Here is a 21,341-nt window from a genome sequence, read left to right as displayed (position 1 = left end):
GGTGGCTTCCAGGTCGATGGAAGCCGCCCCGACGCACCTCAAGGGGAGAGCTGGGCTTGCTGCATGTCATTCGGTACAGACATGAATCCCGTCGACTATGTCATTCGCGTTCCGGTTGTGCATGTTGCTTTCGTAGTCGAATGCATAGCTTGTGACTACGACGCTCCAGTTGTTGGATCCAAGGTAGTTGTAAAAGCGGCTGGCCGTTCCGGGCGTTTGGTTATTCTCGAACGATGAGATGCGGTCGTTCCACTTCGGCGCCGAGCTGCCTGTTCCTACCCATGCTCCATCGGGATATCGCATGCCACCGAGGTTCATGATGGCATTTGCTGGTTGGCAGGCATAGAATCCAAGTCCGGCACCAAACAGGTCCGCGTAGCTGTGTTCCCAAAAGCAAAGGTTGTAGTAGTCGCAAATATCTGTCCGAGCTTGAGTGTTGTCCTGCCCGGTTCTTTTCGGTGGCAGTAGTACATCGACTCCCGGTGCGATGTTGACCGCGTTTTCTCGGACCTGTTTTGCATTCGGGTTGGCTCGAAGTATGTCCGCTGCAGTGATCTCCTTTCTGTTGCTTGGCGCGGTTGATTCAAGATCTACAGGCGCAGGTCCTTCTGGCTCTTGTGTGATTCGAGGCAAAGTCGGCTCGGTCGGCGCAACTGGGCTCGGCGCTGCGTGTGCCGCGCCCATCTGGCCGGAGAATGTGATCGCGATCAAAATGCTGATCACAAGCGTTCTGTAAATTGCCGATCGTGGCGTCAATCTCACTCTGCGTGTCTCCTTGCGTGAGTTGATTTTACGGTGTCGGGCTTCCATCCAAGCTAGCAGCAAGTCACCCAGAGAAAGGATCTCTTTTCGAGGCATAAGTCGGTCTGGCTAATGGTGGATTGTGGACAGGAATCTGGCTGGTTTTTGTCATTTATTTGGATCGTCATGTCTGTCGGACCTTGGTTGACCTACGGTGGCAGTGAATCTCCAGGGAGCCTGACAAAAGCTGGGCGTCTCGCTGTCACCCGAGCGAAATTGGTCAGATATTTGCCTTCATGACGTCTAACCGGATCCACTGATGAGCTCGGCGGAGTAAGTCGCCGGCTGCTGACCACCGCCGTGGTCCCTGTGCCGACCGACACGGACCGGGCCGCCTGGGCCTGTGCCCGCCTGACCGTACGCCTAGAGCACGGCGAACCGTTGCCGGCTTTCGAGGCCCGGCTGGGCGGGTTGTGTCTGGTGACCGGGCTGGACGACTTCGTGCTCACCGGCCTGCCTGCGGAGGCCCGCCGCCACCTGCACCGGGAGACCGCAGCCCGGTTGCCGGGCGAGATCGCTGAACTGTTCACCATCGCCCGCCACCGCCTCGACGGCGCCTCCCACCGCCGCCGCTGACCATCCCCACCACATCCCCTTGACAAGCGGGCTCGACCCTCGGCGGCAGGAGTTGACATCCTGACGCCATGGCTGACCGGGAGCGGTTCCTGACGTTCGACCACGAGCACCGAGACGGGCTGCACGTCTACGTCGCTCGTCCGGCCGAGGCGGAGCTGCCTGGCCCGGCGTGGACCGGATTGTGGGAGCAGGACTATCCCGGGGAGCCGCGCCGGAACCCGTGGCGTCGGTACGCGATCAACAACAACGATGGGGAGGCGCTCGCCGTCTGGCGGGCGTTTGCGTGGGCGCTCACCGCAGGCCGGAGTCGGTACGCCATACCCGCCTACTACCGGGACGCAGCAGCGCGGCTCCTCGGCATCGACCGGGAGGCGGTGCAGTTGGTCCGGTGGGAGTACAAGGTCGACTCTGAAGGCCCCGAGTGGCCTGCGGCCGATGTCGGGTTTGTCCCAGGCCGAGCCAGCGTTTTCATGTGGCCACCGGCGGATCAGTGGGAACGCGATCACGCCGGGTTCGCTGGTCTGTTCACGCTCGACAGCTCCGAAGATCTCCTCAATCTGCACCTGGCTGTCTCGGGCGATGCCAGCTCGGAACTCACGCTCTTCGCGCTCTCCGTCCCAGACCGGGCCGAGCTGCTGACCGCAGCCCTCAGCCAGGATGACCGCCCGGACCTGGCGGACATCCTCCAATCCGGCGACATCTTCGTCGACCTGACGGTGGCGCACGATCTCGGCTTCACCAGCACGCTCACGGTGAAGGCTTCCGAGGCGGTCGATGAGATCGACCAGCTTGCTGACCACTTCAGCCAGGCGTTTCGCCGCTACCTAAGGAAGCTCGACCGGATTGACAGCTTCGAGGAGTTTTACGCGGCGATCGACGATTTACTCGCGCCGCCCCACGCAACACGCGTCTCCTGACGGGACAGCCCCGCCGGATCAGCGATCCACCCGGCCGCCCGCCATCGGGTCAACCGGCGGTGATCAGCTCGCGGTACAGCGGGGAGTCCAGGAAGCGCGGGACGATTTCGCCGTACGCCCGTCCGAACTCCAGAGTGCGCACGTCGGTGCCGGCCACGAACCGCATCGCGGCACCCTCCCCGCACACCACATCCTCGTCCGTGGCGTCGGTCGGCGCGTAGAAGATCGAGAACTCGCCGACCGCGCCAGGGAACTTCGCCGACGGGGCGAGGCCCTGCCAGAACAGGCGCAGCTCCGGCACCGTGAGGCCGGTCTCCTCCAGCAACTCCCGGTGAGCCGCCGCCAGTGGATCCTCGCCCGGATCGACGTTCCCGCCCGGCAGACACCAGCGGTACGGGTCGACGCGGGTGTCGCCGTCCCGGAGCTGCAACAGCAATCGACCTGTCGAATCGACCAGGATCACGCCGGCGATCCGAGCATCCACTCGTTCGGCCACCCGGGCAGCCTACTGCTGCCCGGCGTAGGGTGCCGTCGATCTCGTGGAGATGCTGGTCGACTGGATGCGGTGCTGCTATGACGATGGAATGGTCGCTGACGGAGAGAGCGAGGCTGACATCGTGAAGGATTCGTCGGCTGCTGACGTCCGTGAGGCGGTGCGCCCCTTGCCAGAGTCCGGCCCGCCTGGCCAGCGGACGCTTGCTGCACGTGCGGCCGGTCGGAGCGGGTGCGACGACATCTCCGAGCGCGTCGAGGAGTTGCTACGCAACGAAATCGGTGGTCCGGCGCCGCGAGGTCGTGAAGCCTGTACGGGTGAGCTGGGTGGCGAACCTGATGATTCAGACGGACATGGCGGACCGAGGCAACGTGGAGTCGTTGAGCGCCTGGCTGGAACGCGAAGCACCTTGGAGGGCTGACGCCTGCAATAGCCAGGCGCGGGGAGTCGGCACGCTTCGGACTCTGACTGGGCCAGGCGTCAACCACTGGGGTGGGTGGAAGAACCCGGAGTGCGAGGTCTGGGCCGGGGCGCTCAACCACGCCGACCTGGATGCGCTACTGGACCGGATCCGCGCGACGCCGTGGCGCTACCCGCAGCGGGTGCAGGTGTTCCTGATGGACCAGGAGGAGTCCTACTTCCGGCTCTACATGCTCCGCGACGGTGCCTGGAGCCAGTACGCCCCGCCGCCCCCACCCGACGCGGAGGATCAGCATGCCTGGTAACCCGCCGAGAGTTCCGGTGCCGTCGCCCGTACTGCGGGCGGCAGATCCGGGTGTCGAGACGGCGGGGACTTCATCGAGGTGAGGCTCAGATACCTCACCTCGCGATTTTGACGTGCGTCAGCCTCACCTCGACGACACATTTTGGATGCCAGACCAGCCTGGCCACTCGCCGGTACATGAACACGTGCGCCAGCGGCGGCGGGCACGAGCCCGATCATGACCGATCGGCGTAGTCCGGTGACGACAACGACCGGTGGGCTGGTGGACGCATGGCCAGACGACGACGCACACCGCGGCGCATCCGGCGGGAGGCGCCAGGCTGATCGTTGAGGGCTGACACCTCGAAGGGTTCAAGCTCGGGACGCTCAGCCAGAGCGAGGGCACAGGCATACGGCCTGACGTCAGGCAGCCGCAGCATCATCGACGTCTCAGCCAATACGCCGAGCAGCACCGCCCGGTCGGCGTTCGGGTGCCGCGCGATTGTGGCGACCAGGCGGTTGCGATCCCACCGGTCGAGGTCGTCTGTCGGCAGCGTGGGCAGGGTTCGTGCGTCGGCGAGCGGATGGTCGGCGACCGCTTGGCGCACGAACGAGTACGGGCTGGTCGCCAGGGTGTGCAATACCGCCTGGTCGACCCGAGGATCGGCGACGAGATCCAGGTAGTCCCGAGGGGAACGTGAGCGTGGCAGCAACTCGTCGATGTCAGCCACCGCCATACCAGCGTGCGCCGAGACCGGCTGGATGGACGCCGCAGGTCGGGCAGGCGCGGCCGGGTCGGGGTCGTTCCTTGCCGCACGCGAGGCAGTGCGTATCGGAGTTGACACCGGCTGCTTGGCGGTCGAGGACCGCCCGGACGACCGTGTCCAGTGGTGCTGTCGGGTGGTGTTCCGGGTCGGGGCAGTAGGCGATGTCTGACCAGCCCAACGAGTACCAGGGCGGCGACGATCGTTTGCCACGCTGGCCATCGAGCTTCTCCCGACGCCGTAAGCGGGCGTACTCGTGTGCGCGGGGCAGGACCACGTCGCGTACCCGCTGCAGTTCGTCGACGGCGCGGACGAGCGCGTCGGGGTCGTCGACCGGCTTGCGTGGGATACACGCGGAGACGACCAGGTGGTGCCAGGTGGCGCGGAATCCGTACGGCGCGCAGTGCTGGGTGCACTCCCGCAACGCGGACAGCCTGCGTTGTGGCGCGAGCGTGCTGTCGCGTACGCGGCGCGCCTGCGCTGGGAAGCTGGTCACGGCCCCGATCATCGCCTTCGCCGCGACGCGACAGGATTCTCTGGCCGGACCACCTCGCGCGGCTTGGTCGCCGGTAGCTCTATGCTCAGGCAGCGTTGAGCTTTCGCAAGACGTACTGGTTGAGGCTCATGCCGTCCTCGGCGGCGCGGATAGCGAGTTCGCGGTGCAGGCTCTCTCCGACGCGGAGGTTGAACTTGCCTGAGTAGCTGCGGTCAGCGAACGGCTGCGGCACCTGCTCGCCCTGCTCCTCCATGTCGGTGAGCACCTCACGCAGTAGATCTTGGAGCCCCTGGAGAGCCTTGATCTGGGTGGATGCTAGCCACGAGAGGGATGGGAACTCGGCGCAGGTAGCGAGAAACTCGCCGTCTTCGGCCGACCACGTGACGCGGTAGGTGAAGTGAGACACCTCGGGCCGGTCAGCGGACTGCATCACAGCACCTCCTTCTTCTCGATCGCCTTGAGCACCTGCCGCACCTGATACGCCTTGGCCTTGCCTTTGTCGTTCTGGATGTTGACTCGCGGATCGCCTGGCCAGGGCATCTTGAACACGGCATGGGAGCTGCTGTCTTGTCGGGGCTTCCCGAAGTAGTGCTCGCACACCCGGTAGAGGTCGTTGTAGGCGATGTTCTGCTGGCTTCTTCGCATCGCTTCAATGAGCTTCTCTACGGACGGCATGGGTCGATGGTACCGCTGGTGGTACTACAACTGCAACCTGTCGAGGTATGCAAGGCGTACCAGATCTTGCCGATCTATCCTTCAGTAGTGCGATTTTCGCACCATCGAGGCGGGAGTGGGGCTGTGATGCGTGCACGGCTGCGAAGCTGGACAGCGGTGGGTGGCCGGGTGGCAGCCGCCCGCGAGCTGGCCGGGTTCAGCCAGCGTGAGCTGGCCGAACGACTCGGCATCCATCGCTCGGCGTTGACCCGTGTCGAGCTCGGTCAGCGTCAACTGGACGCGCTTGAGCTGGCGCGGATCGCCGAGCTGCTCGGCCGTACCGTCGAATGGTTTCTCACCGCCCCGGCGGAGACCGTCGTCAGCCGGCGGTCCGGGATCTCGGCAGACCAGGACGTGCAGCGGCTGGAAGACATTCTGGATCGGGTCAGCCGCGACGTCGAGCTGCTCTGCGACGTCGGAGCCCTGACGCTGGCGCCCGTAGCCCTGCAGCCCGGCGTCACCACCCTCGCCGAGGCGGAAGCCGGGGCGGCCGAGGCGCGCGCCCTGCTCGGCGGCGGGGACGGTCCGCTGGTCGACCTGCAGGCGGCGGTCGAACGGTTGGGCCTGCTCGCGTTCTCGCTCGACCTGGGTCCGGGCGTGATCGACGGCGGCTATCTGCGGACCGGTCAGGTGGGCGTGGCGCTGGTCAACGGTGCCGCGATTGCCGGTCAGCGGCGGATCAATCTCGCGCACGAGCTCGGTCACCACCTGCTCGCCGACGAGTACGCGGCGGACGTCGGTGGCGGCTCCGGCCGGTCCGAGCGGGAAGCCTTGATCGACGCCTTCGCGATCCATTTCCTGATGCCAGGGCCGTCGGTCAGATCCCGCTGGGCTGAGCTGTCGGGCGAGTGGGAGTACCCCCGTCAGCGGCTGTTCGTCCTGGCCGCCGAACACCGGGTGAGCTGGTCGGCGGTCGTTTCCCACGCGTACACCCTGGAGCTGATCTCCCGGGCCGAGCGCGAGCTGCTACAGGTGCAGCGGCCGACCGTCGGCGACTACCTCGAGGTACGTGGCGCGCGGTTCGTCCAGGAGCTTCAGCCGCCGGCGCTCGCCCCGGCGTACGCGCAGGCGGTGATGCGGGCCTACCGGCACGGCGTGATCAGCGCCGACCGGGTCGTCGAGCTGCTGCACGGCACCGTGACCCCCGACGACCTGCCCACCCCGCATCAGATGCCCATCGAAGCGCTGGCACCCGAGTCCGGAGGAAGCTCCGACCTCGCGGACCACGGAGCCGTACCGAAGCGATTCTGATCCACAGTAGACCAGCCGCCGATTCCGGGACCGCTTGTCGGACGGCCATAGGATGTTGCATCAATGAGTGAAAGCCCCGTACCGCGTGGTCTCATCCACGTCGGCATCGATGTCGGCACGTCGAACACGGCAGCGGCCGTACGCGGTCGGGACGGACAGGTCCGGCCGGTCCTCTTCGACGGCGTGCCGCTGCTGCCGTCCGCCGTGTTCGTCGACGGCGACACCGTCCTGGTCGGCGTGGACGCCCAGCAGGCCGCCACAGCCCGACCCGCCCATCTGGAGCCCAACCCCAAGCGGTGCATCGACGACCGGTCCGTGCTGCTCGGCGAGCAGGAGGTGACGGTCGAAGCGCTGCTCGCGGCGATCCTGCGGCGGGTACGCGGTGCGGCCGAGCAGGTAGCGGGGCCGGTAGGTGCAGTGACCCTGTCCTATCCGGCGGCGTGGGGATCGCGCCGGCTCGCCACCCTCACCACCGCCGCGTCACTCGCCGGACTGCCGACGCCCACGACGGTCCACGAGCCGGTGGCGGCCGCCGCGCACTTCGTCGGGCTGCCCGGCGTCGACCTGCCCGAGGGCGACCTGGCCCTGGTGTACGACCTGGGCGCGGGCACGTTCGACGCCACCCTCATCAGGCGGTCGGCGGCCGGGTTCGAGGTGGTCGCCAGTCAAGGGCTGCCGGACGCCGGCGGCCTCGACATCGACGCCACCATCGTCGCCTCGATCTACGCCCACCTACGCCCCACCGATGAGGCCTGGCAGCGTCTGCGTCATCCGCGCACCCCAGCCGACCTGCGTAACCGTCGGATGTTGATGGACGGCGTACGGGCGGCCAAGGAGGTGCTGTCGCGAACGTCGTCCACGTCGATCTACATTCCGGTGCTGGACGCGGAGGTGCCGCTCGGGCGGGAGCAGTTCGAATCGCTCGCTCTGCCGATCCTCGATCGGACGGTCACCGCGACCCGGGCGGTGCTGCGCGACGCCCACGTCAGCGAGCAGAACGTCGCGGCGATCTTCCTGGTCGGCGGGTCGACCCGGATCCCGCTGGTCGGCACCCTGCTGCACCGCGCGTTGGGCCGCCCCCCGATCGTCTTCGACCAGCCAGAACTCGCCGTAGCGTACGGAGCCGTCGCGGACACGGCCGCTGTCCAGAGCGGAGCGGCCGTTCCAGAAGTAGCCTCCGTCCCGGACATCGGCCGGCAGGTCGGTTCGCTGTCGCCCGCCAACGGTACGGAGCCGACCGCACCCGCCGGTCCTGCCGGTCCCGCGCCGTCAGCTGAATCCGTCACGCCACCACCACTGTTGCCGCCGCCCCGGAACGACTGGTGGAGGAGAGCGGTGCGGAACCGGCGGTCGCTGGTGGCCGCCGGGCTCGGTCTGGTCATCCTGGTCACGGCCGCTGTGGCGTATCCCATCGTGCGCGACCGGGTAGACGGATCGGGTGTCAACGCCACCGGCACGACGCCCACAGGTCAAGAGCCGACCAACGGCGTTTCCAGCCCGGCAACCCCGACTCCCACGCCCAGCCCGTCGGCGTCCGTGGCACCGGGTCCGCCGGAACGCTTCATCGGACAGTGGAGCGGGACCGTCAGACAGCCGAACGGCTTGGTGACGTCATGGGACGTACGGATCGCCCTCGGCCCTGGAACCGATGTCGGGACGTTCAGCTCCACCCGCCTGGGCTGCGAGGGCACGATCACCGTGGTCGCCCCACTACCGACCGAGCGCGAGGTGCACCTGCGCCAGCGCACCACTCGTGATCCGCAGTCGATCTGTGTCGACGCGGCGGACTGGATGTTGATCGCCCGCGCCCCGGACAGTGTCGACATGTACTGGACAGAGTTCGGTGACCCCACCAACACAGCAACCGCCGCCCTGACCCGGACCACCGGCTGACGGGTTCGTCGCCACGTCGCACGGGCTGGCCGGACCGACGATGCTGTCTCGCCCCGCTCCACTGATGAAGCTCTCCACCGATGAAGCCCGGATCGACCGGACCCCGGACAGCGAAGTGCAGGCTGACGGCAGACGTGCATCGAGGTGACGCTCAGACACCTCACGGGGCGATTTTGACGTGCGTAGGCGACACCTCGGCGGAGCATCCGAAGATCAGGCGGCCACCACGGCCGGCTCCGGCGCAGGCGGTGCCAGGTGGCGCGGGTACGGCTGACGGGCCCATCAGCAGGCCACGCGCGACGGGTGGCAATGCGGCAGCTGACTGCGCACTACGATTGTTTGCCGAGGCCGGCACGCCAAGCAGGGACGGAGTTGGCATGCCTTTGACGCTGCGCCATGCCCTGGATGATCCGCCGCTGCGGCAGCTGCCGGCCCCGGTCGGTGACCTTCTGCTCAGGCTCGACGCGTCACCACGGCTGGCCGCGCATCTGCGCGCCGTACACGACGTCGCCGCCCAGCTCACGGACTGGCTGACCGTCCACTACCCGACCCTGGTTGTCGACCGCGACGCCGTACTCTTCGGCGCCGCCACCCACGACATCGGCAAGACCGTCCACGTGGCGGAGCTGTCCGGGCCGGGTTCGCGGCACGAGCCGGCCGGTCGACAGATCCTGCTCGACGCCGGCATCGACCCGTACCTGGCGCGCTTCGCCGCGACGCACGCCGGTTGGCGGTCGCCCGGCATCGAGTGCGAAGACCTGCTCGTCAGCCTGGCCGACATGATCTGGAAGGCCAAACGAGTCGTCGACCTCGAACAACTCGTCGTGGACCGTCTCGCTGCCTCCTCCGGGCAGGAACCCTGGCGGGCCTTCGTCAACCTCGACGATCACCTTGACGGCATCGCGGCGGACGCTGACCAGCGGCTCGCCTTCCAGAACAGCTACCCCATCACGGCCGGCTGACGCCGGTGCGCGGTTCGTTGGCTGTCTATCCTGGTACGTTCGACCCGTTCACCCCGGGGCACCGCGACCTGGTGGCTCGCACCCGGGTGATGTTCGACCGGGTCATCGTGTTGCTGGCGGTGAACGCCGACAAGCAGCCGACCACCGAGGCCACGGCCAGGGCGGCACGTGTGCGCGACGTCCTTCCGGCGGACTGGGGCAACGTCGAGGTCGACACCTGGACCGGCCTGACTGCTGCCTACTGCCTTCACCGTGGCGCCACGGTCATCGTCCGTGGCGTGCGCACCGCTGCCGACCTTCACTATGAGCACCGGCTCGCCGTGATGAACGAGCGACTGGGCATCCAGACCGTCTGGTTGCCGGCCCGTCCAGCGCTGGCCGCCACCTCCTCCACCGCCGTACGCGCCCACCGTTCGGCACAGTCGGTCCGTCCGTCGCACAACGCTGAACAGTGATGCTCGATGATGCTGGCGAGGGTGTCTGAAGCTCCGGTCAGAGGACGTCGAGAACAGCCCGTAGCAGCCGGTTGATCTCGATCATCTCAGCTGGGCTCAGCCGTCCGACCCGGTCGCCAATGGTTTTCTCGACGTCGACAGCACGCAGTTGATCCAGCATGAGTCGGGTCGGCTCGCCGCGCACGGTGACTTCAGGCCGGAACACGTAGGGGTGCGCCGAGGTGGAGGTAGGAGCAACGACCGTCGTCGAGAGGTTGAGATCGTCTGACTGCACCACCACGGCGTACCGTCGGCCTTGCTGTTCGTGACCGACCGCATCGCGGGGTGCGCGGAGCCGATAGACGTCACCACGCACTGATTTCGTCCATCTCTGCCTGAACTCGGCGAATCTCCGCGAGGTCATCGGCGTTGCTGCGAGCGTGCTCCGCATCGGCCCGCATCTTCGCTCGCAGCGCCTGGTCGGCATGCTCGTCGAGGAGCCGCGAGATCACTTCGTCGATCGGTGCGTCACCGAAATCCTGTGCACGGGTGCGCATCAGTCGGTCACGAGTGACCGTGCTGACCCTGATCGTCGTAGTCGCCATGCCGCTAGTCTACGGAACGGGCTACGCTCCGTCTACAACAACGATCTACTGGTGCTTCCCGTGCGCGGAACCCCAGAGCTGACCTACCGGGCATCAGGGGGATCGGGCGCATCGGCGTGACGACGACGGAGCCTCGACGAGTACGTCCGACGGCGGATCAACGGACGCGGGCCGTGGCGTCCTGCTGTTCCAACCAGATCAGGATCGCTCGGGTCGTTTCTTCCGGCTTTTCCTGCTGGATCCAGTGACCGCAGTCCAGGGTGACCACGTCCACGTTGGGCACGAAGTCCGCCAGTCGGTCGGACTTCGCGATCGTGTCCCGGTCGCCGTAGATCATGAGTGTGGGCTGCTGGATGATCGGGTCGACGTCCGCCAGCAGGTGCCAGTTGCGGTCGAGGTTGCGGTACCAGTTGATGCTGCCGGTGAACCCGGTCGACTCGAAGGCCGAGACGAAGACGGCCAGCTCGTCGTCGCTCATCACCGGCTCGCCCAGCGGAGCTTCCGCTCTGGCCAGGTCGATGAACGCCATGCCCGGCTGAGGCTCCCGGATCGGCACGTTCTTCCGGTACAGGTTGCGCAGGAACTGGAAGGTGTTCTCGTCGAACACGGCGTCCGCGACGCCCGGCTGTCGGTTGAAGTGGACGAAGTAGAAGTCGCTGCCGAGTACGGCTTCCATCAGCTCGATCCAGGGCGTGTCTCCGCGCTCCTGGTACGGCAGGCTCAGGTTGATCACCTTGTTGACCCGGTCCGGATGCAGCAGGGTGAGCCCCCAGACGACCATCGCGCCCCAGTCGTGGCCGACGAGGGTGGCATCGTTGTACCCGTAGTGATCCAGAAGCGCGACGAGGTCACCCGACAGGTGCGCGATGTCGTAGTCGGTCACCTCGGACGGGCGCGACGAATTGCCGTAGCCCCGCTGGTTCGGGGCGATGACGTGGTAGCCCGCCTCAGCGAGGGCAGCCATCTGGTGACGCCAGGAGAAGGCGTGCTCCGGCCAGCCGTGACAGAGCACGATCGGGTTTCCTGCGTTCTGTCGGCCGGCTTCGAAGACTTCGAGCTTCACGCCGTTGACGGGGACAAGACTTGGCTCGGGAAAATTCATGCCGCCATCCTGCCGACCGAAACCGGTCACCTCATGACCGGTTTATCTGAGAATCTTGGCGGCATGCGAACCGACCGGCTGGTGGCCATCCTCCTGCTGCTGCAACAGCGCGAGCAGGTGACCGCGGCGGAGGTTGCCCGGGAGCTGGAGGTCTCCGAGCGCACCGCCCGTCGCGACCTCGACGCCCTGGCCATGGCCGGGGTGCCCGTGTACTCCACGCAGGGCCGAGGCGGCGGCTGGCGCCTCGTGGGCGGTGCCCGTACCGACCTGTCCGGGTTGACCGCAGGCGAGGCCCGCGCCCTGTTCCTGGTCGCCGGCCCGGCCTCGGCCGCGACGCCGGAGGTGAAAGCAGCGCTGCGCAAGCTCGTCCAGGCCCTGCCGGAGCCGTTCCGGGCGCAGGCGCAGGCAGCGGCGTCGTCGATCGTCGTGGACCCCCAACGATGGGGGGCGAGCTGGGCCGATCGTCCGCAGCCTCGCTTCCTCGACGAACTCCAGGAGGCGGTTATCCGTGGCGTCCAGGTTCGTCTCGGCTACGTCGACAGCGCCGGCACCGAAACCGAGCGGACCGTCCACCCGCTGGGCATCGTCGCCAAAGGCCCATCCTGGTACCTCGTCGCCACCACCGAGGCCGGCCGGCGGAGCTTCCGGATCGACCGGGTGTCGTCCGTCGACCCGACCGACGATCCGGTGCACCGGCCGGCGGGGTTCGACCTCGCCGGGAGCTGGCGGGAAATCGCCGACGAGGTCGACCGCAGGCGAACACCCGTCGAGATGCAGGCGGTCTGCACGCCCGACGGGTTAGGCAAGCTCCGGATGGCGCTCGGCGATCGGCTCGAGGTGGGCGGCCCCACGGCCGACGGCCGCATCGAGGTCGTGATCCGCGGCCACAGTGAGTACACGCTCGCCGGCGAGCTCGCCTGGCTGGTCGAATGGCTGGAGGTGACCGGCCCGGCGGGTGTGCGGGAGCACCTGGCCGCGATCGGCACCGCGCTCGTCGAACGGTACGGCTGAGAGCTCGTCGAACGGTACGGCTGAGACCGCCTTCACCGGGCCGGGAGCAGGCCCCGGTCGGCCAGGAACGCCCGCAGCGTCTCGACGTCCTCGCCGGACATCAACTCGCGGGGGATCACGGTCGCCGGCATCCGGCCGACGTACACGATCCAGAACCCGGGGGTGTCGTGGACCTGGCTGACTCCGTCCCAGGCGATGCCGCTGGACTCCGTACCGCTGCGCATCATGATGTTCTCGTCGGTGATGTCGTAGCCGCCCTCGACCGCGTACTCGCTGGACCGGCGCCGGGCGCGCGAGCGCACCCACGGCCCGTACAGCATCGACAGCACACCGGCGGTGACCAGCGACATCCACAGCAGCGAGAACTGCTCACCCCAGCCGAGCGTCCGCGAGGCGACGAACGCGGCCACCCCGGTCGCCGTCAGGATCGCGCCGATGTAGCCGTACCTGCGCAGCCGCACCCGGCTGAGCGCGGCGGCCACCCGGCCCGGGTAGTCGGGATCGGCCGGGACGTCGAAACGGATGTGCACGCCAGCACGATAGTGCCCGCACCCACCGTCAGGTCGCGGTGAGGGCGTCGGCGGCGGCGAACAGGTCGCGCTCCCGCTGCCCACTCGTGCACCAGATAGACGACGGAGAACTTGCTGGTCGAGTACGCGGTCCGCCCGGCGACCGCGGTGTCCGGCTGGTCGGGACGGGCCAGCTCCGTCGGGGGCCGCCAGCGTGGCGCGGGAGCGAGCCCCAGGTTGTGCCGCAGGTCCCCGAAGTGGGTGTCCGAGCCGGTGATCACCACCCGTCGCAGCTGGTCGCCGAGCAGCCGCAGCAGCAGGTGGTTGGCGAGTACGTCGACCGCGAACGTCACCTCGTACCCGTCGGCGCTGCGCCGGGCCCCGCCGGTCACCTGCAGTCCCGCGTCGCCGACGAACGACGTGACCGCGGCCCGCGCCATCACGTGATCGGCGGCGGCGCGCACCGAGTCCAGCGAGGACAGATCCGCGGGTACGCCGTACACCTGCGGGTTTCCGTTCTTGTCGCGCAGCCCTTCGGCCAACCCGCCGGTGTGGTCGGTCACGAACATCCGCAGCCCCGGGTCGGCCGCGAGCATCGCGACCGCCGCGTGCCACCCGATTTCCCGACTCGCGCCGGTCATCAGCATCGTCTCGTCCATGCTCCGACTGTCGCCGCCGCCGCGACGCGTAGCCAGCACCCGGCGCGACGGTAGGACCAGCGGTACCAGGAACAGCTCCGGGCCGGGCCCGGATACTGGTGGGGTGACCAGCGCGTTCGGAGCCGCTGTGAAGGCCTGGCGGGGCCGGCTCTCCGCCGCCGACACCGGCCTGCCGGCGACCGCCCGCCGCCGGGCGGGTCGGCCTGCGCCGCGAGGAACTGGCGTCGCTGGCCGGCCTGTCGGTCGACTACGTGGTATGTCTGGAGCAGGGCCGCGCCCGCCACCCGTCCCCGCAGGTCGCCGCCCGGCTGGGCGACGTCCCGCTCGCGATGTTCTCGGCGGACTGGACGCTGCTCACCTGGACCCCGCTGTGGGCTGCCCTGCCCGGCGACCCGGCCGCCGTCACCCCGGACGAGCGCAACCTGCTGCGCGTGCTGTTCACGCCGGGCGCGTCGTCCGCGTGGCCGCGCGTCACCCCCCGATGGGGTCTCCGGGGCCGTGCCGGCTGCCTTCGTCGCCGACCTGCGTGCCACGGCCGCCGCGTACCCGAACGACCGCCCCTCGCCGACGCGATCGGCCGGAACGGGATCGAGCCGCACACGATCCACGCCGACCGGGGCGGCGCGGCCTGTTCAACTCGGCTTGCCGGGGCGGCGCAGCATGTGATGACCTCGACGTGTCGTCGGCTGTGTCAACGGATGCCCATCTACGTGTTCGTGTCCATGGGGCGAGTTGAGGTTTCCCCGCTTTCTCGCCGTGTGATCACTCGGCCTGGTCGATGGCGTGCCTGGCTGCCCGTGCCCCGTCGAACAGCGTCCGTGCGGATTGGATGTCACCCATGCGGGCGTGCAGCCGTGCCATCTCCCATAGGACCGCGGCCCTGCCATCGGCGTAGCCGACCGCCTGGAACAGCGCGAGGGCCTGCTCGTGATTGGCGAGCGCGGACGCGTGGGCGCCGCGGCGGGCGTGCAGGTTCGCCAGGCTGGCGATGGCGTGCCCGACGCCGGCGAGGTTGTCCAGTTCGCGGAACGTGTCGCGGGCACGGCGATAGTATTCGAGTGCCGGTTCGTCGTAGCCCAGCCGCTCGTGCGCGGTGGCGATGTTGCTCATCGCCACGGCCGCGCTCGCCCGGTCTCCCGCGCGCTCCAGCAGGGTGAGTGCCTGCCGCGCCGTGGCCAGCGCGCGCAGCGGCCGGGCCGCGCCGAGGTGGAGTACGGCCAGATGGACGATCATGAGTCCGCGGATGCCGGGATCGTCGACTCTGGCGGCAATCCGGGCGTGGTACATCGCCCGCTCGTGGTGGCCCAGGCGAAACTCGGCCAGGCTCAGGGCTCCCGTGGCGATGGCCTCCGCGACGGGCTCGCCCTGCGCACGGGCGGCCAGGCGCGCACGCGAATGCAGGCGCAGGCCGAGCGTGTAATGGCCGCCCGTGTCGAGGTAACGCCAGATCGTGGCCGCCAGGCGGTGGACGTAGGCGTCCGGCGCGGTGTCGACCGCAGCCAGAACACCGGCTCGCTCTGTGTCCAACCACGACAGTGCATTGGCCTTGTCCCTGAAGTCATACGTGGATGCGGGCGCGGGCGGTCGCAGGTGTCGCTCGTGTGGCGCTATGAAATTCATCGCCGCTGATGCGGTGCCCAGGTAGAAATCAAGAAGACGGGCGCGGGCAGCGCTCGACATGGGGTCGGTGCAGGCCAGCTCCGACGCGTAGAGCTTCAACAGATCGTGCTGCCGGAATCCGACCGGCGGAACCGCGGTGACCATGTGCGCCCGCACGAGTTCGTCCATGGCACGCCGAGCCGTTTCGACCGTCGTGTCAGCCAGGCACGCGACCGCCGGCTCCGCCACGCTCGGGCCAGGCACCAGGCCGAGCAGGCGGAACATCCGCGCGGCCGGTGCGCTCAGCGCGGCGTAGGACCACGAGAAGACCGTGCGCACGTCGACGAGCGGATCGCCGCCCGCGTCAAGCGCATCCAGCCCGCAACGCGCGATCTCCTCGATGAGCCCGGCCGGGGTGCGCGCGGGATGGGCCCCGATCCGCTCGGCCGCAACGCGCAACGCCAGCGGGAGCCCGGCGCACAGCCGGTTGAGCTCGCTCGCGTCTCGTTGAGTGATTCGCCCGGTCCCGAGCATCGCGGCCAGCAGGTCGTATGCCTGCGCTTCGGTGAGCGCATCCAGGACCAGACGGCGAGCGCCATCACGGGCGACCAACCCGGGCAGCGAGTCACGGCTCGTCACGATCGTCGTGTTGCCCGCCGAGCCGGGAAGCAGCGGGCGCACCTGCTCGGCGGAGCGTGCATTGTCAAGGATGACAAGCATCCGCCGGCCGTTGAGCAGGCTGCGATAGGCGGAGGCACGCGCCTGGATCCCGGCTGGCACCGACGCGCCGAGCGAGCGCAGCAGGCAGTCCAGCGCCGAGTCGGCGTCCAGCGGCAGCGCCGGATCGTAACCGCGCAGATCGAGGTACAACTGCCCGTCGGGAAAGCGCGAGACCACCTGATGCGCGAAGCGGATCGCCAGCGCGCTCTTGCCCACTCCCGCCAGACCGGAGATCACCGTGACCGGTGGTCCGCCGAGCACCGCCAGTTCAGCCGCGCGGCCGACGAACCCCACCACGTCGGCGGGCACCTGGTGCGGCACCGGCACGGCCGGCGGGGTGCGCGGTCCCGCACTGATCCGCTCCCACGCGGTCGCCCAGCGGCGCGCCTCATGCGGTGTCACGCCCAGGGCAAGCACCACCGAATCCAGTGCATCGGCCGTTATCAATGTGCTGCCGTTGAGATAAGAGGCCAGTGTGCTGCGTGGTATCCCGCTGGCCTTCGCGATGTCCGAGAGGGAAAGACGCAGCTTGCCCGTGCCCGTGGCAGCGTGCCGACGCAACAGGTCAAGCTCGGCCAGCATCTGCGGCAGCGACGCCACAGCGTCAAGTTCGGACACGAGCCGAGGATACGAGATCGGCGCGCGCCCGTCCCGAGTCGTCCAAGTCCGTCCCGGACACCTGCCCGCGCCGGGAGGCCGGCCTACCGTACGAGAATGATCGAGCTTCGGCATCGGGCGCGCGCCACGGCATTGGCGTTGCTCGTTTTCGCCCTCGCACCGGCTGCGGCGCACGCCGGCGTGGCGCCGCGGGTCATCGAAACGCGGGCGCCAAGCCTGCACCCCGAGGGGGTCGCCTGGGACCCGCTGCGGCACGCCTTCCTCGTCGGTTCGGTACGCCACGGCACCGTCTCCGTCGTGCGCCTCGACGGCTCAGTGCGCACCCTCATCGACGACGGCGTGATGGTCTCGGTCATCGGTGTGCACGTCGACCCGCACCGTGAACGGATCCTGGTGGCCTATCAGGATCCGGGGGTGGGCGTACGCTCCGGCGAGGCCACGCGGCTGCGGCAGTCGGGGGTGGGCATCTTCGACCTGCGGTCCGGTGCGTTGCAGCACCGCGTCGACCTGTCGGCCGTGCCGGGCGGCGCCGAATACATCCACGGCGCCAACGATCTGGCGATCGACAAGAGCGGGAACGCCTACGTCACCGACATCGTCAGCAGCGAGATCTATCGAGTGCGCAGGGACGGCACCGCGACCCTTCTGCTGCGCGACGAGCGGCTGGGCCGTGACGGGGTCGGGCCGAACGGCATAATCTGGCATCCAGGCGGTTACCTTCTTGTGGTCCGGTACGACACGGGAGCCCTGTGGCGCATCCCAGTAGCTTCTCCGGAGCGGATGACCGAGGTCCACCTCGACACCGCACTCGTTGGCGGGGACGGGATGGCCCTGCGGCCAGACGGCACACTTGCAGTGGTGACCAACCATCTTGCCTCCACCGCCGCCTCGGGCGTATCGGTGCTGCGCTCAACCGACGGTTGGGCCTCCGCAGTCACGGCCAGGCAGCAGCCGTGGCCGCAACCGGAGCAGAACCCGACGACCGCGACCGTGACTCCGCTTGGCACGTATGTCGTCGAGGGCCGTCTCGGTTCCCTGTTTTCGGGCACGGTCACCGACGAGTTCACGCTCAGGCCGTTGCGTTAATAGCACCTTCGATCTGGGGTCTGACCAGACCGCCCGTCTGGTCGGACCATTCGTCAACAGGGTTTACCCGGGTGCCAGCCATGGGACGGCACTGGTTGCTGCCCCTGTACGACCCGTTCAGCTGGCTCGTCGGTGCGGGGCGCGTGCACCAACAGTTGCTGGACCGTGCCGACATCCGGCCCGGTCAGCGCGTTCTGGAGATCGGCTGCGGCATCGGCAACCTGCTGCGGGCGCTCGGGCGTCGACAACCGGACGTCGACGCCGTCGGCATCGACCCGGACCAGGGTGCGCTGCGCCTGGCCCGGCGCAAGGCCGGCCGGGCCAGGCTCCCGATCCGGTACGAGGTCGCCTTCGCCGACGATTTGCCGTTGCCCGACGGCAGCGTCGACCGGGTGCTGTCCTCGTTCATGTTGCATCACCTGGCCGATGAGGAACGGACCCGGGCGTTGCGGGAGATCCGGCGGGTGCTGCACCCCGACGGCCAGCTACACCTCGTCGACATCGACGGTACGGCCCCTGGCCACGGAAGGGGCCGGCTGCACAGTGATCCCCGAGTGGTGGCCAGCAGACCCGAGCGGATGCTGGCCGCGCTGTCGGGGGCAGGCCTGACGGCCGTTTCCGAGAACGGTCGCGGTCGGGGCCGGTTCGGTCACCTCAGCAGCTTCGTCTTCTACCGCGCCACCGCCCCGCTTCATCCATGATGTACTGAAGCTCGAACCGTCTTGGAGCGACGGTGAGGTCAGCGGCGGTACGTGTGCGTGCGGACGGGCCAGCACCTGTGACTGAACCGAATCAGGGATGGACCCTATGTAGAGGACCGAGTATGGTCCCACCCATGACTGAACGTGTCCGGATGACCACCAGTGTGGCTCAGGTGTTGACAGTGCTGCTCGACGATCCGCAGACCGGCCGGTACGGGCTGGAGCTCATGCAGGCCACGGGCCAGCCCAGCGGCACCCTGTATCCGATCCTGACCCGGCTGCAGGAGGCGGGTTGGGTGCGGGCGGACTGGGAGGACATCGACCCCAGCGTGGAAGGGCGGCCCGCCCGGCGCTACCACCGCCTCACGCCGGAGGGGGTGGTAGCGGCCCGTGCTGAGCTCGCGGCCCTGCGGGCGAAGCTGCGTCCGCGTGGTGCGGGTGGGACGCGGGCGGCCGGTGCCGCGACGTTCACGTCGGTTCCGGGGTGGTGAGGGTCGTGTCGCAACGGATTGCGGTGTGGCTGTTGGGTGTGGCGGTGCGGCGTTGGCCGGCGTACCTGCGCGAGGAGATGGGTCGGGAGTGGACCGGCGAGTTGCACGCGCTCGGCCACGAGGCCGGTGTCGTCGCGCCGGTACGGATGTGGCGGCAGGTGCGGTTCGCGGGCAGTCTGGCGCTCGCCCGTCCGCCGGGTGCTGATTCCGGGGTGCTGTCCTGGCTGCGTAGGTCCTCACCCGTACAGGCGCATGCGGGGTGGTTGTTCCTCGCGCCGCTGCTCAGTCTGGTGGTGGCGATGGCGGCGGTGGGCTCGCTGGGGCCGTTGACCGGCTGGCTGCCCCCGACGCCCGCCACCGCCATCTCCTCGTTGGTCATGAACTACGTGGTTCATGTCGTCCTCGCGGCGGTGGTCGGCACGTTGTTGGCCCGGCGGCTGTTGCGGCGGCGTGTCGGCCGGCCGGTCGGTGTGGCGGGGTGTGGGTGGGCGACGTTACCGGTGATCGCGGGCCTGCTGGCTGTCGACGTGCTCGCGCGTGGCGCGAATCAGGTGTGGGACGGTGCGTTGTTCGCCGTCGTGGTGGCTTCGTGTCTGGTGGTGCTGCTTCCGCCGGTGGCGGTGGGTGTCGCGGTGCTGTCCCGCCGGGCGCGTCGGGTGTCGGCCATCGCCCTGGCCGGGCTCGCCGCTCCCGCGCTGACGCTGGCCGCTACCTATGCCCTGGTGCTGCTGGCGTCCCAGACACCGGCTGTGGCGGCGGGGCGACCCTGGTGGTGGCTCGCTTACCTCAGCCGCGAGCCCTTTCCACTACTGTCTTACCGCACCTCGCGCGACTTGCTGCCGATCGAGGCCGTCCTGCCGGTCCTGCCTGGGCTCGTGTTCATCGCGGTGGTGCTGGCCCTGGCTCACACGATCAGGCTGGCCAGGCCGCTCGGCCCCGCCGCGGCTGCTGCTGCCGCTGCCGCGACTGCTGTGCCGTCGGCGACCGGGCCCGGCCAGGTCGCGTCCGGCCAGGTCGCGTCCGACCAGATCGGTCCGATCGCGCCTGGCCAGACCGGCCAGCGCTCGACCAGCCTGATTCCGGCTGTGGCGTGTGGTCCGTGGTGGCATCGGGTCGCCCTGGCGGGCGCGATCTACTCGGTGCTCGCCTGGGCGGTGACGCTGGCCTATCTGACGCCCAACATCGGGGTGCAGAACTCCTGGCCCAGCCGGGTGATGCCGGATGGCACTTTGCTGCCCCCGCAGCCCGCCGGCTGGCCGCAGTGGTCGACTGAGGAGGGACGGGTGTGGATGCACGAGCTTCAGCTGACCGGCATCGTCTGCGCCGCGCTGTGCCTGCTCATCGCCGCCGCCTACCGTGGCCGGCCGCTGCTGCCGACGCTGGCCGGCTCAGCCGTACTGGTGGGGGTCAACATGGCAGTGGTACGCGGCGGGTGGACGACGCCCCGGCTGCTGCCCTGGCTCGCCGCGGGTGGGCTCGTCCTCGGCATCGTCGTCTGGTCGGTCTCGACCCGCCCGGCCGTGGCCCGGCGGCGGCCACCCGCTCGCCGCCTCGTCATCACCATCACCGTGCTGGCCGCGTTCCTCGTCCCGGGCGGGTTTTACACCCGGGTCTACATCGTGCCGGACGTGTCGGCACCGCCGGTCCTGCTGCTGGTCGCGGTCGGCCTGCCGACCGTACTCACGATCGTCGCCGCCATGGGCGTGCTGGCCACGTCCAGTCGCCAGCCGCGTCGACCATTCTGGCGGCTGCCTGCCGCTGTCGCACTGACAACGGCGATCGGCGGCGTCCTCTACTACCAGTACTCTCCCGAGCCCACGCTCAATGGACAACGGCCCATGATCGATTTCCTCTCCACGACGGTGCCTCTGGCATCGGCGGTCCCCGTAGCGGCCTGGGCGATCGCCGCGATCCGCGGCCGACCCGCCTCCCCCCGACGCCTCGGGCAACACCTGCTCCTCGCCCCGCCGCTGCTCGTCGTCGGCCTCCTCGTCACGCCCGCCATCGTGATCGTCGGCATGGTCCTGTCCCTGCTCGTGCTCTTCCCGATGGAGTACGGGCGAGCCTACGACGGTGTGCCCTACCTACCCGGTGCCATCACCGTCGGCCTGCTGATCGGCTACGTTGCCGCGACCCGCCTCGACCGAGCCAGACCATCACCATCACCAGCCGCCGAAAATGACCCGGCGGTCGCCCAGCTCCCGCTGGGCTGAGCCGCTGTGGAATGCGGCAACGT

General features: G+C 68.7%; 24 protein-coding genes and 1 pseudogene. 13 read left to right on the top strand and 12 right to left on the bottom strand.

Translation table 11 applies throughout. The features are described 5' to 3' along the window. Window positions 1-66: 66 nt before the first annotated feature. Entirely contained in the window at window positions 67-723 is a 657-nt protein-coding gene (locus ACN27F_RS13365) for a hypothetical protein (protein ID WP_421433703.1), read from the bottom strand. A 387-nt stretch (window positions 724-1,110) separates the two neighbouring features. On the opposite strand from ACN27F_RS13365, the gene ACN27F_RS13360 reads away from it, so the two are divergent. After that, entirely contained in the window at window positions 1,111-1,377 is a 267-nt protein-coding gene (locus ACN27F_RS13360) for a hypothetical protein (protein ID WP_421433701.1), read from the top strand. A gap of 68 nt (window positions 1,378-1,445) precedes the next feature. Next, complete coding sequence (locus tag ACN27F_RS13355) at window positions 1,446-2,294, top strand: hypothetical protein (RefSeq protein ID WP_421433700.1); 849 nt, start codon at window positions 1,446-1,448, stop codon at window positions 2,292-2,294. A 49-nt stretch (window positions 2,295-2,343) separates the two neighbouring features. Here the strand turns inward: ACN27F_RS13355 and ACN27F_RS13350 are convergent, their stop codons facing one another. Continuing rightward, window positions 2,344-2,778 carry an NUDIX domain-containing protein gene (locus ACN27F_RS13350; protein WP_421440168.1) on the bottom strand — a complete coding sequence of 145 codons (435 nt, stop codon included), beginning with the start codon at window positions 2,776-2,778 and terminating at the stop codon, window positions 2,344-2,346. Window positions 2,779-3,125: 347 nt separating this feature from the next. Between ACN27F_RS13350 and ACN27F_RS13345 the strand changes: the two genes are divergently transcribed. Further along, window positions 3,126-3,512, top strand: coding sequence for a squamosa promoter-binding protein 15 (locus ACN27F_RS13345; protein WP_421433698.1), 387 nt, complete (start codon window positions 3,126-3,128; stop codon window positions 3,510-3,512). A gap of 214 nt (window positions 3,513-3,726) precedes the next feature. On the opposite strand, the gene ACN27F_RS13340 is transcribed toward ACN27F_RS13345, so the two are convergent. From ACN27F_RS13340 to ACN27F_RS13325, 4 genes are all read right to left on the bottom strand, one after another. Then, window positions 3,727-4,221 (bottom strand): hypothetical protein, encoded by a 495-nt coding sequence (locus ACN27F_RS13340; RefSeq protein WP_421433696.1) that lies wholly within the window; start codon window positions 4,219-4,221, stop codon window positions 3,727-3,729. Continuing rightward, on the bottom strand, window positions 4,214-4,750 hold the full coding sequence (locus ACN27F_RS13335) for a hypothetical protein (RefSeq protein ID WP_421433694.1): 537 nt from the start codon (window positions 4,748-4,750) through the stop codon (window positions 4,214-4,216). The genes ACN27F_RS13340 and ACN27F_RS13335 overlap by 8 nt, the downstream gene beginning before the upstream one ends. An 85-nt stretch (window positions 4,751-4,835) precedes the next feature. Next, window positions 4,836-5,180: a type II toxin-antitoxin system HicB family antitoxin gene (locus tag ACN27F_RS13330; protein WP_421440167.1), complete on the bottom strand. Its 345-nt coding sequence runs from the start codon at window positions 5,178-5,180 to the stop codon at window positions 4,836-4,838. After that, a complete protein-coding gene (locus ACN27F_RS13325; protein WP_421433692.1) occupies window positions 5,180-5,425 on the bottom strand; it encodes a toxin HicA in 246 nt (81 codons plus the stop codon). Before ACN27F_RS13325 ends, ACN27F_RS13330 begins: the two co-directional genes overlap by 1 nt. Before the next feature lie 126 nt (window positions 5,426-5,551). Between ACN27F_RS13325 and ACN27F_RS13320 the strand changes: the two genes are divergently transcribed. The 4 genes from ACN27F_RS13320 to coaD all read left to right on the top strand — a co-directional run bounded on the left by ACN27F_RS13320 (window position 5,552) and on the right by coaD (window position 10,025). Next, window positions 5,552-6,715, top strand: coding sequence for a helix-turn-helix domain-containing protein (locus ACN27F_RS13320; protein WP_421433691.1), 1,164 nt, complete (start codon window positions 5,552-5,554; stop codon window positions 6,713-6,715). 63 nt (window positions 6,716-6,778) lie between these two features. After that, window positions 6,779-8,608: an Hsp70 family protein gene (locus ACN27F_RS13315; protein WP_421433689.1), complete on the top strand. Its 1,830-nt coding sequence runs from the start codon at window positions 6,779-6,781 to the stop codon at window positions 8,606-8,608. Between the two features lie 377 nt (window positions 8,609-8,985). After that, on the top strand, window positions 8,986-9,570 hold the full coding sequence (locus ACN27F_RS13310) for an HD domain-containing protein (protein WP_421433687.1): 585 nt from the start codon (window positions 8,986-8,988) through the stop codon (window positions 9,568-9,570). Window positions 9,571-9,575: 5 nt separating this feature from the next. Then, window positions 9,576-10,025, top strand: coding sequence for a pantetheine-phosphate adenylyltransferase (coaD, locus tag ACN27F_RS13305; protein WP_421433685.1), 450 nt, complete (start codon window positions 9,576-9,578; stop codon window positions 10,023-10,025). Window positions 10,026-10,062: 37 nt separating this feature from the next. Here coaD and ACN27F_RS13300 read toward each other — a convergent pair whose 3' ends face one another. The 3 genes from ACN27F_RS13300 to ACN27F_RS13290 form a co-directional block, all read right to left on the bottom strand. After that, entirely contained in the window at window positions 10,063-10,428 is a 366-nt protein-coding gene (locus ACN27F_RS13300; RefSeq protein WP_421433683.1) for a type II toxin-antitoxin system PemK/MazF family toxin, read from the bottom strand. Further along, window positions 10,370-10,609, bottom strand: a complete 240-nt coding sequence (locus tag ACN27F_RS13295; RefSeq protein ID WP_421433682.1) for a hypothetical protein — start codon at window positions 10,607-10,609, stop codon at window positions 10,370-10,372. Before ACN27F_RS13295 ends, ACN27F_RS13300 begins: the two co-directional genes overlap by 59 nt. A gap of 157 nt (window positions 10,610-10,766) precedes the next feature. Continuing rightward, complete coding sequence (locus ACN27F_RS13290; RefSeq protein WP_421433680.1) at window positions 10,767-11,573, bottom strand: alpha/beta fold hydrolase; 807 nt, start codon at window positions 11,571-11,573, stop codon at window positions 10,767-10,769. Between the two features lie 21 nt (window positions 11,574-11,594). Here ACN27F_RS13290 and ACN27F_RS13285 point away from each other — a divergent pair, with 21 nt between their 5' ends. Beyond that, window positions 11,595-12,722, top strand: a complete 1,128-nt coding sequence (locus tag ACN27F_RS13285) for a helix-turn-helix transcriptional regulator (protein ID WP_421433678.1) — start codon at window positions 11,595-11,597, stop codon at window positions 12,720-12,722. 32 nt (window positions 12,723-12,754) lie between these two features. Here the strand turns inward: ACN27F_RS13285 and ACN27F_RS13280 are convergent, their stop codons facing one another. Together ACN27F_RS13280 and ACN27F_RS13275 are read right to left on the bottom strand one after the other, a co-directional pair. Next, window positions 12,755-13,252, bottom strand: a complete 498-nt coding sequence (locus ACN27F_RS13280) for a YcxB family protein (protein ID WP_421433676.1) — start codon at window positions 13,250-13,252, stop codon at window positions 12,755-12,757. Next, window positions 13,144-13,890 carry a hypothetical protein gene (locus ACN27F_RS13275; protein ID WP_421433674.1) on the bottom strand — a complete coding sequence of 249 codons (747 nt, stop codon included), beginning with the start codon at window positions 13,888-13,890 and terminating at the stop codon, window positions 13,144-13,146. The genes ACN27F_RS13280 and ACN27F_RS13275 overlap by 109 nt, the downstream gene beginning before the upstream one ends. 329 nt (window positions 13,891-14,219) lie before the next feature. Between ACN27F_RS13275 and ACN27F_RS13270 the strand changes: the two are divergent. After that, window positions 14,220-14,285: pseudogene (locus tag ACN27F_RS13270) on the top strand (hypothetical protein); the annotation flags it as partial. Window positions 14,286-14,652: 367 nt separating this feature from the next. Here ACN27F_RS13270 and ACN27F_RS13265 read toward each other — a convergent pair. Continuing rightward, a complete protein-coding gene (locus tag ACN27F_RS13265) occupies window positions 14,653-16,827 on the bottom strand; it encodes an ATP-binding protein (RefSeq protein WP_421433673.1) in 2,175 nt (724 codons plus the stop codon). Window positions 16,828-17,124: 297 nt separating this feature from the next. On the opposite strand from ACN27F_RS13265, the gene ACN27F_RS13260 reads away from it, so the two are divergent. The 4 genes from ACN27F_RS13260 to ACN27F_RS13245 all read left to right on the top strand — a co-directional run bounded on the left by ACN27F_RS13260 (window position 17,125) and on the right by ACN27F_RS13245 (window position 21,318). After that, on the top strand, window positions 17,125-17,913 hold the full coding sequence (locus ACN27F_RS13260; RefSeq protein WP_421433671.1) for a hypothetical protein: 789 nt from the start codon (window positions 17,125-17,127) through the stop codon (window positions 17,911-17,913). Between the two features lie 80 nt (window positions 17,914-17,993). Continuing rightward, window positions 17,994-18,614: a class I SAM-dependent methyltransferase gene (locus ACN27F_RS13255; RefSeq protein WP_421433670.1), complete on the top strand. Its 621-nt coding sequence runs from the start codon at window positions 17,994-17,996 to the stop codon at window positions 18,612-18,614. Window positions 18,615-18,748: 134 nt separating this feature from the next. After that, on the top strand, window positions 18,749-19,105 hold the full coding sequence (locus ACN27F_RS13250; RefSeq protein WP_421433669.1) for a PadR family transcriptional regulator: 357 nt from the start codon (window positions 18,749-18,751) through the stop codon (window positions 19,103-19,105). A 5-nt stretch (window positions 19,106-19,110) separates the two neighbouring features. Continuing rightward, window positions 19,111-21,318, top strand: a complete 2,208-nt coding sequence (locus ACN27F_RS13245; protein WP_421433668.1) for a hypothetical protein — start codon at window positions 19,111-19,113, stop codon at window positions 21,316-21,318. Window positions 21,319-21,341: the final 23 nt, after the last annotated feature.

The organism is Solwaraspora sp. WMMB335 (assembly GCF_049179075.1).
Taxonomy (GTDB): domain Bacteria; phylum Actinomycetota; class Actinomycetes; order Mycobacteriales; family Micromonosporaceae; genus Micromonospora_E.
Note: the sequence above shows the minus strand (reverse complement) of the source record. Positions and strands in the feature narration are given on the sequence as shown.